The 15,090-nt window shown below is 64.1% G+C and carries 14 protein-coding genes; 8 read left to right on the top strand and 6 right to left on the bottom strand.

What is annotated here, in order from left to right:
• The first annotated feature begins 7 nt into the window (after positions 1-7).
• Genes AAC050_RS06330 through AAC050_RS06315 form a run of 4 tightly spaced genes read left to right on the top strand, consistent with a single transcriptional unit; the run spans position 8 to position 6,189 of the window.
• A complete protein-coding gene (locus AAC050_RS06330) occupies positions 8-2,584 on the top strand; it encodes an ABC transporter substrate-binding protein (protein WP_339914222.1) in 2,577 nt (858 codons plus the stop codon).
• Entirely contained in the window at positions 2,584-3,426 is an 843-nt protein-coding gene (locus AAC050_RS06325) for an ABC transporter permease (protein WP_339914221.1), read from the top strand. The genes AAC050_RS06330 and AAC050_RS06325 overlap by 1 nt, the downstream gene beginning before the upstream one ends.
• A complete protein-coding gene (locus AAC050_RS06320) occupies positions 3,423-5,072 on the top strand; it encodes a dipeptide ABC transporter ATP-binding protein (RefSeq protein WP_339914220.1) in 1,650 nt (549 codons plus the stop codon). The genes AAC050_RS06325 and AAC050_RS06320 overlap by 4 nt, the downstream gene beginning before the upstream one ends.
• Positions 5,062-6,189, top strand: coding sequence for a P1 family peptidase (locus AAC050_RS06315; RefSeq protein WP_339914219.1), 1,128 nt, complete (start codon positions 5,062-5,064; stop codon positions 6,187-6,189). Before AAC050_RS06320 ends, AAC050_RS06315 begins: the two co-directional genes overlap by 11 nt.
• Positions 6,190-6,282: 93 nt before the next feature.
• Here AAC050_RS06315 and AAC050_RS06310 read toward each other — a convergent pair whose 3' ends face one another.
• Complete coding sequence (locus AAC050_RS06310; protein ID WP_339914218.1) at positions 6,283-6,696, bottom strand: response regulator; 414 nt, start codon at positions 6,694-6,696, stop codon at positions 6,283-6,285.
• Positions 6,697-7,166: 470 nt separating this feature from the next.
• Here AAC050_RS06310 and AAC050_RS06305 point away from each other — a divergent pair, with 470 nt between their 5' ends.
• Positions 7,167-7,457, top strand: coding sequence for a hypothetical protein (locus AAC050_RS06305; RefSeq protein WP_339914217.1), 291 nt, complete (start codon positions 7,167-7,169; stop codon positions 7,455-7,457).
• Here AAC050_RS06305 and AAC050_RS06300 read toward each other — a convergent pair.
• The gene (locus AAC050_RS06300; protein ID WP_339914216.1) at positions 7,454-8,635 is read right to left on the bottom strand and encodes a methionine gamma-lyase; all 1,182 of its coding nucleotides are present in this window, start codon (positions 8,633-8,635) and stop codon (positions 7,454-7,456) included. The genes AAC050_RS06305 and AAC050_RS06300 overlap by 4 nt on opposite strands.
• A 109-nt stretch (positions 8,636-8,744) precedes the next feature.
• Here AAC050_RS06300 and AAC050_RS06295 point away from each other — a divergent pair, with 109 nt between their 5' ends.
• Positions 8,745-9,197 (top strand): Lrp/AsnC family transcriptional regulator, encoded by a 453-nt coding sequence (locus AAC050_RS06295; RefSeq protein ID WP_339914215.1) that lies wholly within the window; start codon positions 8,745-8,747, stop codon positions 9,195-9,197.
• Between the two features lie 60 nt (positions 9,198-9,257).
• On the opposite strand, the gene AAC050_RS06290 is transcribed toward AAC050_RS06295, so the two are convergent.
• The 4 genes from AAC050_RS06290 to AAC050_RS06275 are packed head-to-tail and all read right to left on the bottom strand — an operon-like array spanning position 9,258 to position 11,064.
• A complete protein-coding gene (locus AAC050_RS06290; RefSeq protein ID WP_339914214.1) occupies positions 9,258-9,725 on the bottom strand; it encodes a hypothetical protein in 468 nt (155 codons plus the stop codon).
• A 9-nt stretch (positions 9,726-9,734) separates the two neighbouring features.
• Positions 9,735-10,298 (bottom strand): response regulator, encoded by a 564-nt coding sequence (locus AAC050_RS06285; protein WP_339914213.1) that lies wholly within the window; start codon positions 10,296-10,298, stop codon positions 9,735-9,737.
• A gap of 36 nt (positions 10,299-10,334) precedes the next feature.
• Positions 10,335-10,676 (bottom strand): hypothetical protein, encoded by a 342-nt coding sequence (locus tag AAC050_RS06280; RefSeq protein WP_339914212.1) that lies wholly within the window; start codon positions 10,674-10,676, stop codon positions 10,335-10,337.
• 1 nt (position 10,677) lies between these two features.
• Positions 10,678-11,064 (bottom strand): response regulator, encoded by a 387-nt coding sequence (locus AAC050_RS06275; RefSeq protein ID WP_339914211.1) that lies wholly within the window; start codon positions 11,062-11,064, stop codon positions 10,678-10,680.
• Positions 11,065-11,433: 369 nt separating this feature from the next.
• Here AAC050_RS06275 and AAC050_RS06270 point away from each other — a divergent pair, with 369 nt between their 5' ends.
• Complete coding sequence (locus AAC050_RS06270) at positions 11,434-14,544, top strand: hybrid sensor histidine kinase/response regulator (protein WP_339914210.1); 3,111 nt, start codon at positions 11,434-11,436, stop codon at positions 14,542-14,544.
• Positions 14,541-15,029 (top strand): chemotaxis protein CheW, encoded by a 489-nt coding sequence (locus AAC050_RS06265; protein ID WP_339914209.1) that lies wholly within the window; start codon positions 14,541-14,543, stop codon positions 15,027-15,029. Before AAC050_RS06270 ends, AAC050_RS06265 begins: the two co-directional genes overlap by 4 nt.
• The last annotated feature ends 61 nt before the right edge of the window (positions 15,030-15,090 follow it).

The following is a 15,090-nucleotide window of genomic DNA, read 5'->3' as shown; positions in this document are numbered from 1 at the left end:
GAAGGCGATGACTCTCCTGATCCGACGATTTCCGGCTGCCGGGTTCCTGCTCGCCCTGATGATCGGGCTGCTGTTGGTGCCGGGTCAGGCCCTGGCTTCGGTTAGCCCGGCTGCGCCCCGTGACCGGCTGGTGCTCGGCCTGCCGCTGGAACCGCCCAATCTTGATCCGACGGCGGGAGCCGCGGCCGCAGTCGACGAGGTCGTCTACGGCAATGTGTTCGAGGGTCTGACCCGGATCACCGCGGCCGGGACCGTCGCGCCGGCCCTGGCGGAGTCGTGGGAGGTGTCTCCCGACGGTCTGATCTGGCTGTTCCGCCTGCGCCGGGGAGTCCGGTTTCATGACGGTACGGCTTTCGATGCCGACGATGTGAAATTCTCGCTGGACCGGATTCTCGCACCTGATTCCGCCAATGCCCAGAAGGCCCTGTTCGCGCCGATCAAGGCGGTGACGGTGGTCGATCCCCTGACTGTGCGTCTGTCGCTTGAGCGACCGGTCGGGGCCCTGGCCTATCTGCTGGGCTGGGGTGACGCCGTCATGGTGGGGCCCGAAACAGCGGCGTCCAATGCCAGTCAGCCGGTCGGCACAGGACCGTTTCGGTTTGACAGCTGGCAACGCGGCAGTGCCCTGCAACTGGTGCGTAATCCGGACTACTGGGGTCCGGCTCCGCAACTGCGCACGGTGGTGTTCCGTTTTATCAGCGACCCGACCGCCGCCTTCGCCGCGATGAGCGCCGGGGACATCGACGCCTTTCCCAACTATCCGGCTCCCGAGAATGTCGCCCGTTTTCGCAGCGACCCGCGCTTTCGGGTGATGATCGGGGCTTCCGAGGGCAAGGTGATCCTCGGTATTAACAACCGCGTTGCCCCGTTTAATGATCTGCGGGTGCGGCGGGCCGTCGCCCATGCCATCGACCGGCGGGCGATCATCGACGGGGCCATGTTCGGCTTCGGCGAGCCGATCGGCAGTCATTATACCCGTCAGTCTCCCGGTTATGTCGATCTGACCGGCCGCTATCCGCACGACCCGGCCCGGGCCCGGGCCCTGCTGGCCGAAGCCGGTTATCCGGACGGCTTCAGTGTCACCCTGCGTCTGCCGCCGCGACCCTATGCCCGGCGCAGTGGTGAGGTGCTGGCGGCCCAGCTGGCCGCGGTCGGGATCCGGGTGAAGATCGAGAACCTGGAATGGGCCCAGTGGCTGGATCAGGTGTTCAAACGTCACCAGTTCGACCTGACCATCGTCGAGCATGTCGAGCCGATGGACTACGGCATCTATGGTCGGAAGGACTATTATTTCGGGTATGACGATGCGGCCTTCGACGCCCTGCTCGAGCGTGTCGAAAGCGCACCCGACGAGACCACCCGTCTGGCCCTGCTGGGTGTGTTGCAACGCAAGATCACGGACGATGCCGTCAACGGTTTCCTGCTGCAGTCCTCGCGCATCGGCATCTGGAAAGCGGGGCTGAGCGGACTCTGGGTCAATGCGCCGATCGCGGCCAATGTGGTGTCCGGCGTGTCATTTGCCGGTGGTGCCGGCACGACCGGATCGACCTCGACCGAGCGGGGCTCTACCGGAGTCTGGGGCTGGATCGTTCTGGCCGGAACGACAGGCCTGCTGCTGCTGGTCGCCGGCCGCTTCGGTACAGCCTGGCTGGCCCGGCGGCTGGCCGGTCATCTGTTGACCCTGCTGGCGGCGACAGTGGTCATCTTCCTGCTGTTGCAGGTCGTACCGGGCGACCCTGCCGCCTATATGATGGGGCTGAATGCCACGCCGGAAGCGGTCGATGCGCTGCGCGAACAGATGGGCCTCCAGGGGCCCGCCCTGCAGCGTTATCTGAGCTGGATGGGAGAGCTGTTCAGCGGTCGGTTCGGGGTCAGCTACACCTATCAGGTCCCGGTCGGTCAGCTGATCGTCGAGCGACTGCAGGTGTCGGCTCCGTTGGCCCTGCTGGCCACCCTTCTGTCCCTGATCGTCGCGGTTCCAACCGGCCTGATTGCGGCAAGCCGTCGCGGCAGTCCCGTCGACACCGCCCTGATCGGTGTGACCCAGGTCGGAATCGCCCTGCCGAATTTCTGGATCGCCATGCTGCTGATCCTGCTGTTCTCGATCAATCTCGGCTGGTTTGCCGCGGGGGGCTTTCCCGGCTGGGAAGTGGGAGTCTGGCCGGCGCTGAAGGCATTGCTTCTGCCCGCCGTGGCGCTGGCCGCACCGCAGGCCGCCATCCTGGCGCGGGTCCTGCGCACGGCGCTGCTGGAGACGATGAACGAGGACTATGTGCGCACCGCCCGGGCCAAGGGACTCAGTCGTTCCCAGGCGCTGTGGCGACATGCGCTGCGCAACGCCACCATTCCGTTGCTGACCATTCTGGGCCTGCAGCTGCCCTTCCTGCTGGCGGGGGGCATCATCATCGAGAATGTCTTCTCCCTGCCCGGACTGGGTCGACTGGTGTTTCAGGCTATCACCCAGCGTGACCTGATCGTGGTGCAGGGCACGGTGATGGTGCTGGTCGCGGCGGTGGTGGTGGCCAGTTTTCTGATCGACCTGGCCTATGTTGCCGTCGATCCGCGTCTGCGGGGGCAGCGCTGATGATCCGTCCCCTGACGACCATGCGACTGCCGCCGGCGTTGATCATCGGCGCGACCCTGACCCTGACGGTGTTCGCGGCGGCGCTGATTTCGTTCGTCTGGACTCCCTACGGATTCGAGGAGATCCACATCGCCGACAGGCTGCAGCCGCCGTCGGGAGCCCACTGGATGGGTACCGATCATTTCGGTCGTGACGTGCTGTCGATGATCATGGTTGGATCCCGCAACTCCCTGGCCGTGGCCCTGGTTGCCGTTGGTATCGGGGCCGGCCTCGGTGTGCCGCTGGGTCTGCTGGCGGCGGCGCGACACGGCCCCGTCGATGAGGCGGTGATGCGGGCCAACGATCTGATCTTCGCCTTTCCGGCCCTGCTGGTGGCGGTGATGATCACGGCGGTGTTCGGACCCGGTGCCGTCAACGCGATCATCGCCATCGGTATCTTCAACATCCCCGTGTTCGCGCGCGTCAGTCGTGGCGCGGCGCTCAGTCTGTGGTCGCGGGATTATGTGCTGGCGGCACGCACGGCGGGCAAGTCTCGGGCCCGTATCTCGGTGCAGCACATCCTGCCCAATCTGATGAGCCTGCTGGTGGTTCAGGCGGCGATCCAGTTCGCCCTCGGTATCGTTGCCGAGGCGGGGCTGTCCTACGTCGGACTGGGAACCCAGCCGCCCATGCCCAGCTGGGGCCGGATGCTCAGTGAAGCCCAGACCATGATCGACTTCGCGCCCTGGCTGGCGGTCTGGCCCGGCATGGCCATTGTCGTCATCGTTCTGGGTTTGGGCCTGACTGGCGACGGTCTGCGGGACCTGCTTGACCCCCGGGTCCGACGGGAGCGCGGGCGATGACCGTCCTGTCCGTCCGCGATCTGCGGGTCTCGATCGATGAGGTGCCGATCCTGAATGCGGTCTCGCTCGAGGTCGCGCCCGGTGAGGTGCTGGGCCTGGTCGGCGAGTCCGGATCGGGCAAGTCGATGACGGCTCTGGCGATCATGGGCCTGCTGCCGTCGCGCGCCGTGGTCAACGGGGACGTCGATGTGCTGGAGACGCCGGTTCCCTATGCCGACGACCGGGCCATGCGTCTGGTCCGTGGCGACCAGATCGGCATGGTCTTTCAGGAACCGATGACGGCGCTGAACCCGCTGATGACCATCGGCGACCAGGTGGCGGAAACCGTCCGTATTCACCGCAAGGTCTCGCCGCTCGAAGCCCAGGTCATCGCCCGGCGAACCCTCGAGCGGGTAGGCCTGGCTAATGACCGGTTTCCGCTGGATCGCTATCCACATGAACTGTCCGGAGGTCAGCGTCAGCGGGTCGCCATCGCCATCGCCATCGCCCTGACGCCACGCCTGCTGATCGCCGACGAGCCGACTACGGCGCTGGATGTCACCACCCAGGCCCAGATCCTGAGTTTGCTGAAGCGTCTGGTGCGGGAGGACGGCATGGGGCTGATCCTGATCAGTCATGATCTGGCCGTCGTCGCCGGGACCGCCGACCGGGTGGCGGTGATGCACAAGGGCACGACCGTTGAGCAGGCCCGGGCCTCTCGCATTGTCACCGGTATGACCCATGCCGAGTCGCAGCGGCTGCTCGGCGCGGCGATGCACGTGCCGGTCCGCCGCGCCGCGCCTGCAGAGGGTGAACCGGTCCTTGAGGTCGAGGGGCTGGTTCGCGACTATCCGGGGGCCATGCGACTGTTCCGGCGCGCGGCTCCGTTCCGCGCCGTCGACAATGTCAGCTTCGTTGTTCGTCGGGGCGAGAGTGTCGGGCTCGTCGGCGAGTCCGGCTGCGGCAAGTCGACCCTGTTGCGCACGGTGCTGGGCCTGCACCGTCCACGGGCCGGCACTGTGCGGGTCATGGGCGAGGACTTCACCCGGGCCACGGGGGCGGACCTGAAGCGTCTGCGGCGGCATGTGCAGATGGTGTTTCAGGACCCCTCGGGCAGCTTTGATCCCCGCTGGCGGGTCGAGCAGCTGGTGTCCGAGAATTTCCATCTGCTGGAGCAACGACCGGATCGCGCCGAAGGGCGTCGTCGGGTCGAGGAAATGCTGGATCAGGTCGGTCTGACTTCGCGGGACGCCGATCGCTATCCGCATGAGTTCTCGGGGGGCGAGCGGCAGAGGATCGCTATCGCGCGGGCCCTGATCACCCGGCCTGCGATCATCGCCCTCGACGAGGCCGTGTCGGCGCTCGACGTGTCGATCCGGGCCCAGGTCCTCGATCTGCTGGCCGAGCTGTCGCAACGGCTGGGGCTGTCCTGGTTGTTCGCCAGCCATGACCTGACCCTGGTCGGGTCCATTACCGACCGTCTGATGGTGATGCAGGCCGGTCGGATCGTCGAGACGGGTGCGACCGAAGCGGTGTTCGCCGCGCCGGCCCACGCCTGCACCCGCGCGCTTCTGGCGGCGACGCCGGTGCTGTCGCGCGATAGACTGACTCCGGCCCTGTCGACTGACACCGTGCCCCTTTCCGTGGAGACGACCGATGAACCGTAGAACCCTGCTCGGCTCAATGGGCCTGATGGGTGGCCTTGCCGCTGCCGGAACAGCCTCGGCCCGGAGCTCATCCAGCCTGCACCCGGATGGTGGACGCAGCGGCCCCATGAACCTGATCACCGACGTACCCGGCCTCAAGGTCGGTCAGGCTCATTCTGTCGAGGTGCGTACCGGGGTCACGGTCATTCTCGCTGATACACCGGCCACGGCGGCCGTCGATGTGCGGGGCGGCGGCCCGGCCAGCCGCGAGACCGATGTACTGAAGCCGGAAAACCTGGTGCAGCAGGTTGACGCTATCGTCCTGTCGGGGGGGTCGGTCTATGGCCTTGGGGCCGGGGACGGTGTCACGGCCTGGCTCGGGGCCCGGGGACGGGGCTATGGCATGGGCGGGGCCCCCGGCGTGCCCCTGTCACCGATCGTGCCGACCGTCTGCCTTTATGATCTGGCCAATGGCGGCTCCAAGGACTGGGGCATGACACCGCCGTACCGTGATCTGGCTGTCACGGCCGCCGAAGCTGCTGCCGACCGGTTCGAACTGGGCACGGCAGGCGCGGGCTACGGAGCCGGAGCCGGATCGCTGAAGGGCGGCATCGGATCAGCCTCCACGGTCATGACCGCCGGCTACACGGTCGGGGCTGTCGTCGCCGTCAACAGCGTCGGTTCGGTCGTGGCGCCGGGGGGCAGGACCTTCTGGGCCGCGCCCTATGAGATCGGTGACGAATTCGGTGGCCTGGGCCCGGCTGGTCTCAGGGCTGCGGTCGAGGACTGGGGCCTGGCCAAGGTCGCAGCGCGGCCGCGTGAGAATACCACGATCGCCTGTATCGCCACTGACGTCGCCCTGACCCGGGTCGAGTGTCAACGGGTGGCTATCATGGCCCAGGACGGCATGGCACGGGCCATCCGTCCGTCGCATGCGCCGTTCGACGGTGACATCGTCTTCGTTGTCTCGACCGAAAAACAGACCCTGCCGGAGGGGGCCATGCGTCAGTTGGAAGTGACCCGGATCGGGGCCGTCGCCGCCGACACCCTGGCCCGCGCCATCGCCCGTGGCGTCTATCATGCGACACCTTGGCCGGGCACCACCGGCGGTACTTGGCGCGACCTTCGCGGGCACTGATCCGCGGTCCGTCGCTGGACCTGGAATTTACCCGCACGCGGGTGCCAGCTTACTTTCTTGGGTTTGGTCGACTCGATCAGAACGGAGAACGCTCTAGCTACCGCTCTTGCTGTTCCTGTCCGCTACCGGCACCCCCACCCCTTCGCCCAGAATCCGGGCAACGGTGTGCACGAAGCTCTCCTTGTTCAGGGGCTTGGACAGGGCTTCGTCAGCTCCCAAGGAAAGGGCGGTACGGAGCAACAGGCTGATCTCCATGCCGCCGCCCGCAGAAATGGCCAGGATCTTCACGTCGGGCCGGGTCGCCTTCAATTCGGTGATGGTTTCCAGACCGTCCTTGTGGGGCATCAGCATGTCGAGGATGACCAGATCGACCGGCAGGATGGAGATGACCGCCAGCGCCTCCTCACCGTCGGAGGCCTCGACGATGGCATAGTTTTCGCTGCGGAGCATTTCCGTCGCGATCATGCAGATGGTTGGGTCGTCGTCGACGATTACGATAATGGCCATGTCGCCCTCCGCTCCCATCTTCACGGCGCAGCCCGCACCATTTCGCTAAGACAAATACTTAATGCTGATGCCGCCCCTTCGGTCAGATCGATGATCGCATCGTTCTTTCCGGCGATGAACAACCAGGCTCGATTGGCGGGAAGTGATGTTGGCTTTTCTTCGACAGGCCGGGACGGTCATTGTGGCGAAATACCTTGAACTCAAGGGCACTCCGTCCCTCTATATCAACGCCAGTTACGAGACTTCCAATGTTCCCGTACCTGATGGTGTGGGGCCAAATCCGGGCGGCACACGTCTGATTAACTGAATTCCACGGGGTGATGACGATGGTTATCGAGGTGAATGCAGCAGGCGAAGCGGCGGATGCAGGTTCCGGGTCCGGTGAGCGTCGGATGCCAGCGGCGCGACGTGGCAAGGATCGTCGGCGATCCGGCAACCGCATCAATGCCTCGGCACCACGGCGGTCCCTGATGAAACTTCTGGGAGCCTACGGACTGGCCGTCTCCGGCAGCCTGTTTGCGCTCATCCTGCTGGCAGGTGCCATGCTGGCCGATATCTTGCCCGTGATCAGTCTGGGTCTGGCCGCCGCGGCCATGGGCACCTCGATCGTGGTTCTGGCCCTTGGGGCCCTTGAGGAGCGATTGATCGAGGTTCGGCTGGAATTGATGATGCTGAACGGGGGCATGCGGAAGGACGAACGGCGTCGGTCTGATCGTCGCTCGACGGCAACCGCCGGGGCCAAGGTCAAGAGGAAAGTCTAGGAGAGAGCCTGGGCGAGGTCGGCAATGATGTCCTCCTCCTCCTCAAGCCCGACGGAAAGCCTGACCAGGCCGTCCGAGATTTTGTGCAGCAGGCGTTCCTCGGGCGTATAGGTCGAATGGGTCATGCTGGCGGGGTGCTGAACCAGGGTTTCCGCATCGCCCAGAGACACGGCACGACGGATCATCTTCAGGCGGTTCATCATCCGCACGCCGGCTGCCATCCCCCCGTGCAGTTCCAGAGCGATCATGCCGCCGAAGTCGGACATCTGTCGGCAGGCGAGGGTATGCTGGGGAAAGCTTTCCAGGCCCGGATAATGGACTGCCGCGACGGCCGGATGAGCCTCCAGCCAGGCGGCCAGAGTCCTGGCTGAACCGCAGTGCCGCTGCAGCCGGACCTGCAGGGTCTTGAGCCCGCGAAGAACCAGGAAGGCGTTGAACGGCGACATCACCGCACCGGTCATATCCTTGACGCCGACCAGTCGGACCTGGGTCATGTCATCGGTCCTGCCCGCCGCCAGCCCACCGACCAGATCACCATGACCGCCCAGATATTTGGTCGCTGAATGGACCACGATGTCGGCTCCCAATTCGATCGGCCGGGTCAGGACCGGCGTGGCGTAGGTATTGTCGACCACCGTGCGGGCTCCGGCCGCGCGTGCAATGGCGGAAACGGCGGCGATATCAACCAGCTGCATGTTGGGGTTGGCTGGTGTCTCGAAATAGACGATCCGGGTTCGTGCGCTGACGGCGGCGGCCACGGCCTGGAGGTCGGTCATATCGACGTGGGTGACGGTGATCCCGAAGCGGGCCAGGCCATGGCGCAGGAAGGAAAAGGTGCAGCCGTAAAGCGTCGTGTCGGTGACCAGCTCGTCGCCGGGGCTGAGGAAGGTCCATAGCACCGCGGTGATCGCCCCCATGCCCGAGGCCGTGGCCACGCCGGCTTCCGCGCCTTCAAGGATGGCCAGTCGTCGCTCCAGCAGATCGGTGGTCGGGTTGGAGATACGCGAATAGAAATGCCCCTCGCGGGTGCCGGCGAACATCTCGCCTCCCGCTTCGGCCGTTTCGAAGGCAAAGGTCGACGACAGATGCAGGGGCGGGGTCAGGGCCCCCTGTTCGTCCAGCGGATCATAGCCGAAATGGATGGCGCGGGTGGCGAAGCCGGAAGATTGGTCGGACATGGGCGAGTTCCTGTGCTCCGGCTATTATGCCGTAGCTGAACCCGCAGTTTCTTGCGATATTGACCCTCTGATTGCCATTCATTGGCATATCCTGCTGAGGACTCGCGAAATGGACATCAAAGACCGTCAGATCATTCGCGAGCTTCAGAAGGATGGGCGGCTCAGCAATCAGGATCTGGCCGAGCGGGTCAACCTGTCGCCGTCCCCGTGCCTGCGGCGGTTACGCAACCTTGAGGCGGAAGGGGTCATCACCGGCTATACCGCCCTGGTCGACCAGAAGGCCTGCGGTCTGCCGATCACCGTATTCATCCGTATTCGGCTGGAGCGGCATTCGGATGAAGGCGTAAGGATTTTCGAGCAGCAGATCGGTCGTATCGAGGAGGTGCTGGATTGTTATCTTTTGGCTGGCGGGGATGACTATCTGCTGCGGGTCCTGACCCATAGTCTGGAAGCCTATGAGGATTTCATCCGCCGACGGATTCACGCCATCCCGGGGATCGCCTCGATCGACAGCAGCTTTGCTTATGGGGTCGTCAAACAGACGCGGGTATTTCCCGTGTGACATCAGGTTCGACGTCTATTCAGCGGGGAAACCAGAGCACTTGCTCTAGAGCAAAAATTCCTAGTGCTGCAGACCGATTGCAGTCCGCATCAGGCGCAGGTTTTCGGCGATCAGATTGTCCTCGTCGCTCGTCTCGCTGGCGGTCGTATCGAGTCGTTTCAGCGCCCGGATATGCACACGCAGTGCTTCAGTGTGCCAGACGTCGCGGGCCTTCTTGCCGTCGACCATGACCGCGATCCCGCGGGCGATCTCTCCGATGGCCTCCATTCTGGCCGCCCCGGCGACCTCGGCGATGTTCATCGCCGAGGTCCCGATGGTCTGGTGAGCGGCATCCAGCGCTTCGTCGGTTTCCTCGGCGAATGGTTCAATGATCGCGATTTTTTCCGCGACGAAGGTGCGGATTGAATCTTCCATCTTGATGACGCGCACGGTGGCGTCGGCAATCAGTTGATCCGTCGTCGGTGCATCGGACGTCTTGAAGATGTTTGCCAAAAAATTTACCGGCCGGAATATGTGAACCTTGCTCATACCGTCGCCCTATCCGAACAGCGCGCTGATGTCGTCCTGGGACAGGGCGCGGTCGGGATCGGAAACCAGGGCCAGGGCGTCGGCGCGACGTTCCTCCCCCTGCTCCGAGCCCACGCCGGCCTTGAAGCGACGATCAGGGCCGGTGAAGTTCGGTGCGGAGACGAAGTCTCTGTGGCTTCTCGCTACCCATTCGATTCGTTTCAGCAGGATGCCGGGAGCCAGGGGCTTTTTCACCACCAGATTGGCACCGGCGTCCCGGACCTTGGTGACCATGTGATGGGGCGTGTAGCCGTGCATGACCACGATCGGGGTCGTGTAGTTAGGCTCTTTGTCCTGGGAGCGGATATGGCGGACCAGGGCGACACCGTCTTCCTCCTCCATGTCGAAATCGATGAGAATCAGATCAAAGCGTTCGAGCGCAAGCATGGGCTTGGCCTCGCTGGCGGACCGGCAAGGTGTGATCTGACGAACCCTGAACCCGGTCAGGATCTGTGACAGCAATTCCAGGGACTGCGGGTTGTCATCAACCAGAAGGACCTTGGACTTACGCAGGTCGATTCGAGAGGAAGCCAATGTGTTTGCCTTGATGAAGCGGCGATTGACGGTGAGTTAGCGGGTAGCCATGAGACGGTCGGCGGCTCCCTGATCCAGACCTTCCCCGGAAAGGGCGGGTCCGTTCAGTAGCGGGTCGGCGTCGACACCCTTTACGGACAGAGTGTCGAGCATGGTGTGCAATTTGGTCAATCGCTGACCGGTGATGTCCTGGAAGGCGCAGGCCTCGAGGATGGCGCAGAGAGACTGTTCGAGACGATCGAATGCACCGGATTCGCCCTCACGGGCCGCGCCGGCATCCTTCAGGCACTGTTCCGCTGCGGACAATATAGTGTCTGCGGCCTGTTCGATTTCGCCGCGGACAGTCAGAACGATCGCATGTGCTTCTTTTTCGGCCACGTCAGAGCTCCCCAAGGACAGCGGTCAGCTTCTGCTTCAGCACCGCGAGCGTGAATGGTTTGATGATGTAGTTGTTTACGCCCGCCTGACGGGCGGCCACGACGTTTTCCGTCTTCACCTCGGCGGTGACCATGACGAAGGGCGTGTCCTTGGTGCGAGGGTCGGCGCGCACTGCCTGGAGCAGTTCGTAGCCGGTCATCGGCACCATGTTCCAGTCTGACAGGATCAGGCCGTATTCATTCTGGCGAATTTTTTCCAGGGCCGAGGGGCCATCGAGGGCCTCGTCTATATTCTTGAAACCCAGCTGCTCCAGCAAGCTGCGAACAATGCGAATCATCGTCTTGTAATCGTCAACGACGAGCACGTTCATGGATTTGTCTACCGCCATCGCAGCTCTCTTTCGGTCTCGGTTAGGGCCTCCGTTTACTATGTGATCCGTAACGTAGTGGTTAAGGCGGTTACGATTAGCGGTCAGGCATTCCCTGTATTCCGCCGATTATTTTTAGAGGCGACTCCATTATTAGCGACCGTAAGCGCCTGTGGGGCGCGAAAATGTCCCTGAGGTATAATAAATACAAGTTTAGAGTCGGCGTCGAGTCCAATTCCTGGTTGTGCCTGGCGTTCTATATTTAAACCCAGAGTACTTTGTAGCTAATTCGAAGTTCGCGGTTCTTCGATCTTAAACCCACATTAACCGAACATCCCCCCTCGTTAAGCATGCCGGTTTGATCCGGATATCCCGGAGCGGGGGTGGCAATTGGACGACCTGGTTACAGATTTCATCGCGGAAACGCGCGAGGGGCTTGAGGCTCTGGACAGCGAGCTGGTTCGTTTCGAACAGTCGCCGGATGACCCTGAAACGCTGGGCGGGATCTTTCGTCTGATCCACACGATCAAGGGAACCTGCGGGTTTCTGGGATTGTCGCGCCTGCAGAATGTCGCCCATGCCGCCGAGAACGTACTGGGTGCGTTCCGGGACGGTGATCTGGCGGTGACGCCGGCGGCGGTTTCGGCCGTTCTCGATACAGTCGACCTGATCCGGTCCATTACTGACGCGCTCGCGGCGACCGGCAGTGAACCTGCTGGGGACGACTCCGCGCTGATCGCACGCATGGAGGCGTTTCTGGAAGGCGGGGAGGTCGAGGCCGCTGCGCCGTCCGAGGCGGCGGCGGACAAGGATGCGGCTCCTGCCGCTGACGGCCGCAACCTGATCGAACAGCTTGGCGGCGATGCGACCCTGGACGCAGCCACGGAATCCATTCTGGTGCGGATGCAGTCCGAGGGTGACCTCGGGCCCTTGTTTGGCCACCTGGACCCTGATCGCCTGCAGGCCGCGGTACGCGACAGTCTTTGCGGACAGGCCCGCAAGTCGGAGCCCTCGGACGCTTTCGTGCGAGCCATGTCGGATGTCACCGACGGCTTGATCGCGGATCATCAAATCGAATCTGTCTTCAACATGGTCGTCGTGGCCATGCGCGAGCTCGACATCGCCGATGCGCCGCTGGAGCGGCTCCGGGTGCTTGTGCAGCTTCCCGCTGTGGCGGCGGAAGAGCCGTCGATTGAAGCTGCCGAGCACGAAGAAGAAGACGTTCTGTCGGACGATCTGCCGGCGGCGGATGTCGCTTCCCTGGCCGAGAGTTCCTCGCCCACACCAGTACCGGACCCCATGCCAAACCCCATGCCTGCACCAGTAACCGCTTCCTCGCCGTCCGCTCCCGCCGTTTCCGCAAAGGCGGAGACCGAGTCTTCAGGGCCGGCGCAGACGATCCGGGTCAGCGTCGATGCGCTGGAACACCTGATGACCGTCGTCAGTGAGCTGGTCCTGATCCGGAATCAGTTGATCCAGACCCTTCGCCTCGAGCCGGAGAGTGCGTTTGCAGCTCCCCTGAATCGCCTGAATCAGGTGACCAGCGAGCTGCAGGAAGGCGTGATGACTACGCGGATGCAGCCGATCAGCGGGGCGTGGGCCAAGCTGCCGCGGCTGGTCCGCGACCTGGCCCAGGATCTGGGCAAGACCATTGATCTCAGCATGCACGGTCAGGACACCGAACTGGACCGTCAGGTTCTGGAGCTGATCAAGGATCCGTTGACGCACATGATCCGCAACGCTGCGGACCACGGACTGGAAACCCCCGAGGAGCGACTGGCCGCCGGAAAGGGCGAATCCGGTCGCATCTCCCTGCAGGCCCGCCACGAGGGCGGGGCCATCGTCATCGAGATTTCCGACGACGGTCGGGGCCTTCCGGCCGAAAAGCTGCGGGCCAAGGCCCTCGCCTCGGGCATCGTCACGCCGGCCCAGGCCGAGCAGATGTCCGACATTGAGGCCCGTCAACTGATCTTCCTGCCGGGTCTCTCCACCGCTTCCGAAGTCACGTCTGTTTCAGGGCGTGGTGTCGGCATGGATGTGGTGCGAACCAATATCGAAAAGATCGGCGGCGCCATCGAACTGACATCCGTTGAGGGGCAGGGCACCACCTTCACCATCCGCATCCCCCTGACGCTGACCATCGTCTCGGCCCTGATCGTCGAATGTTGCGGCGAGCGGTTTGCCATGCCGCAATCCAGTCTGGTCGAGCTGGTCAGCGCCAGTGATGGCTCGGGACGCACCATCGAGTTTATCGACGGGGTCGCGGTGTTGCGACTGCGCGACCGGCTCCTGCCCCTGATTTCGCTGCAGGACCTGTTGGGCCTGGAGCCCGCCGGCGAGCCCTCGGGCGAAACCTGTATCATCGTGGCGCGTGTCGGTTCGTTCAACTTCGGGGTCATCGTCGATCGCGTGTTCGACACCGAGGAAATCGTGGTCAAGCCGGTCGCCACCGTGCTGCGGCATCTGAAGCTCTATTCCGGCGCGACCATTCTCGGGGATGGGGCCGTCATTCTGATCCTCGACCTGAAGGGTGTTTCGACCGAAGCAGGGGCCGGACAGGGGACGGCCGGTCTGGTGGACGAGGCGCTTGAGGATGCCGCCAAGGGCGAGGCCCTGTCCGCCCTTCTGGTGTTCCGGGCGGCCAACGACAGTCTCAAGGCTGCGCCGCTGGCCAGTGTGGCGCGGATCGAGGAGCTCGGTGCCGAACAGATCGAGTGGATCGACGGACGAAGCGTCATCCAGTATCGCGGCAAGTTGATGCCGATTATCGGCTCCGACGCCGAACCGGCCAGCAGCTGGGAGGGTGACGAGAAGCGACCGTTGCTGGTCTTCGCCCGCGAGGATCGCGCCGTCGGTCTGCTGGTCAATGAGATCGTCGATATCGTCGAAAGCGTATTGAAGACGGACATGGCCGCCAACGGTGCGGGTGCCCTGGGCGGTCTCATCATCGGCGGCGTGGCGACCGAACTGATCGACGTGCCCTACTATTGGCGTCAGGCCCTTCAGGAAGAGGGGGCCCCCGCCTTTGCCGATCCGGCGAACGCCCCTGCTGCAAGCCCGGCCACGGCTACGGCTACGGCCGCCGCTGCGACCGCAGCGGCAGCCTCCGCGGCTCCGGCTGCACCGTCGGCACCCGGTGCCGGCAGCCGGCGTCTGCTGCTGGTCGACCAGAGTCCCTTCTCCCAGCTGCTGCTCCGGCCGCTTCTGGCCCAGGCGGGCTATGAGGTGACGGTGGCGGCGGATCCCGAGGCGGCGCTCGGCCTCTATGACTCGGGTGAGCAGTTCCACCTGATCATGGCCGACACCTCCAGCCCGGAAGAGGCCCAGGGCTTCGCCACCGCATTCGCCCGCGCATCCAGCTGGCACAAGACGCCGCTGCTGAGCCTGGCCTTCCACAACACCGTCACCCCCGGCGGATCCGGTGGGCCGGGCGGCGTGGATCAAACCACCCTTCTGGACGCCGTCTCCGGCGCCCTTGGCGAAATGAGAGGAGCCGCATGACTATCCGGGCCGAAAACTCACTGGTCGCCACCGACTCAACCGAAGGGCTTGTCTCGATCAAGGTCGGGAAGCAGGCCTTCGGCGTGCCCGTCCTGTCGGTTCAGGATGTCATCGCCGAGACCCCGATCAACCGGGTCCCGCTCAGTCCGCCGGAAGTGGCCGGGTCGCTCAATCTTCGCGGCCGTATCGTGACGGCTATCGACATGCGCTGTCGTCTGGGCATGCCCCAGCGTGAGCCCGAGGATCGCTCCATGAGCGTGATCGTCGAGCATGGCGGTGAGCTCTATGCCCTGGTCGTTGATGACGTCGGCGATGTCCTGTGGCTTGAGCCCAGCGAACATGAAGCGGGCCCTGCAACCCTGTCGCCCCAGTGGCGGAGCGTGTGCAGCGGACTCTACCGCCTCGAGGGCGATCTGCTCCTGGTTCTGAACATCGATCAGGTTCTCACGCTCACGCCCAGTACATCCAACAGCCTAGCCGCCTGACGCCGCCCCATTAGCCCAAATCACCGCCGCCCCTCGGGTCGGCAGACACCAAAAAGGACAT

This window comes from uncultured Brevundimonas sp. (assembly GCF_963974615.1).
In the GTDB taxonomy this organism is placed as follows: Bacteria; Pseudomonadota; Alphaproteobacteria; order Caulobacterales; family Caulobacteraceae; genus Brevundimonas.
This window is presented reverse-complemented; position numbering and strand designations above follow the sequence as displayed.

Bases quoted from the DNA above. Each gene is read 5' to 3' on its own strand.
- AAC050_RS06300 (WP_339914216.1), bottom strand. From the start codon at position 8,635: ATGTCCGACCAATCTTCCGGCTTCGCCACCCGCGCCATCCATTTCGGC.
- AAC050_RS06315 (WP_339914219.1), top strand. From the start codon at position 5,062: ATGAACCGTAGAACCCTGCTCGGCTCAATGGGCCTGATGGGTGGCCTT.
- AAC050_RS06320 (WP_339914220.1), top strand. From the start codon at position 3,423: ATGACCGTCCTGTCCGTCCGCGATCTGCGGGTCTCGATCGATGAGGTG.
- AAC050_RS06290 (WP_339914214.1), bottom strand. From the start codon at position 9,725: ATGAGCAAGGTTCACATATTCCGGCCGGTAAATTTTTTGGCAAACATC.
- AAC050_RS06330 (WP_339914222.1), top strand. From the start codon at position 8: ATGACTCTCCTGATCCGACGATTTCCGGCTGCCGGGTTCCTGCTCGCC.
- AAC050_RS06265 (WP_339914209.1), top strand. From the start codon at position 14,541: ATGACTATCCGGGCCGAAAACTCACTGGTCGCCACCGACTCAACCGAA.
- AAC050_RS06295 (WP_339914215.1), top strand. From the start codon at position 8,745: ATGGACATCAAAGACCGTCAGATCATTCGCGAGCTTCAGAAGGATGGG.
- AAC050_RS06310 (WP_339914218.1), bottom strand. From the start codon at position 6,696: ATGGCCATTATCGTAATCGTCGACGACGACCCAACCATCTGCATGATC.
- AAC050_RS06325 (WP_339914221.1), top strand. From the start codon at position 2,584: ATGATCCGTCCCCTGACGACCATGCGACTGCCGCCGGCGTTGATCATC.
- AAC050_RS06305 (WP_339914217.1), top strand. From the start codon at position 7,167: ATGAAACTTCTGGGAGCCTACGGACTGGCCGTCTCCGGCAGCCTGTTT.
- AAC050_RS06275 (WP_339914211.1), bottom strand. From the start codon at position 11,064: ATGGCGGTAGACAAATCCATGAACGTGCTCGTCGTTGACGATTACAAG.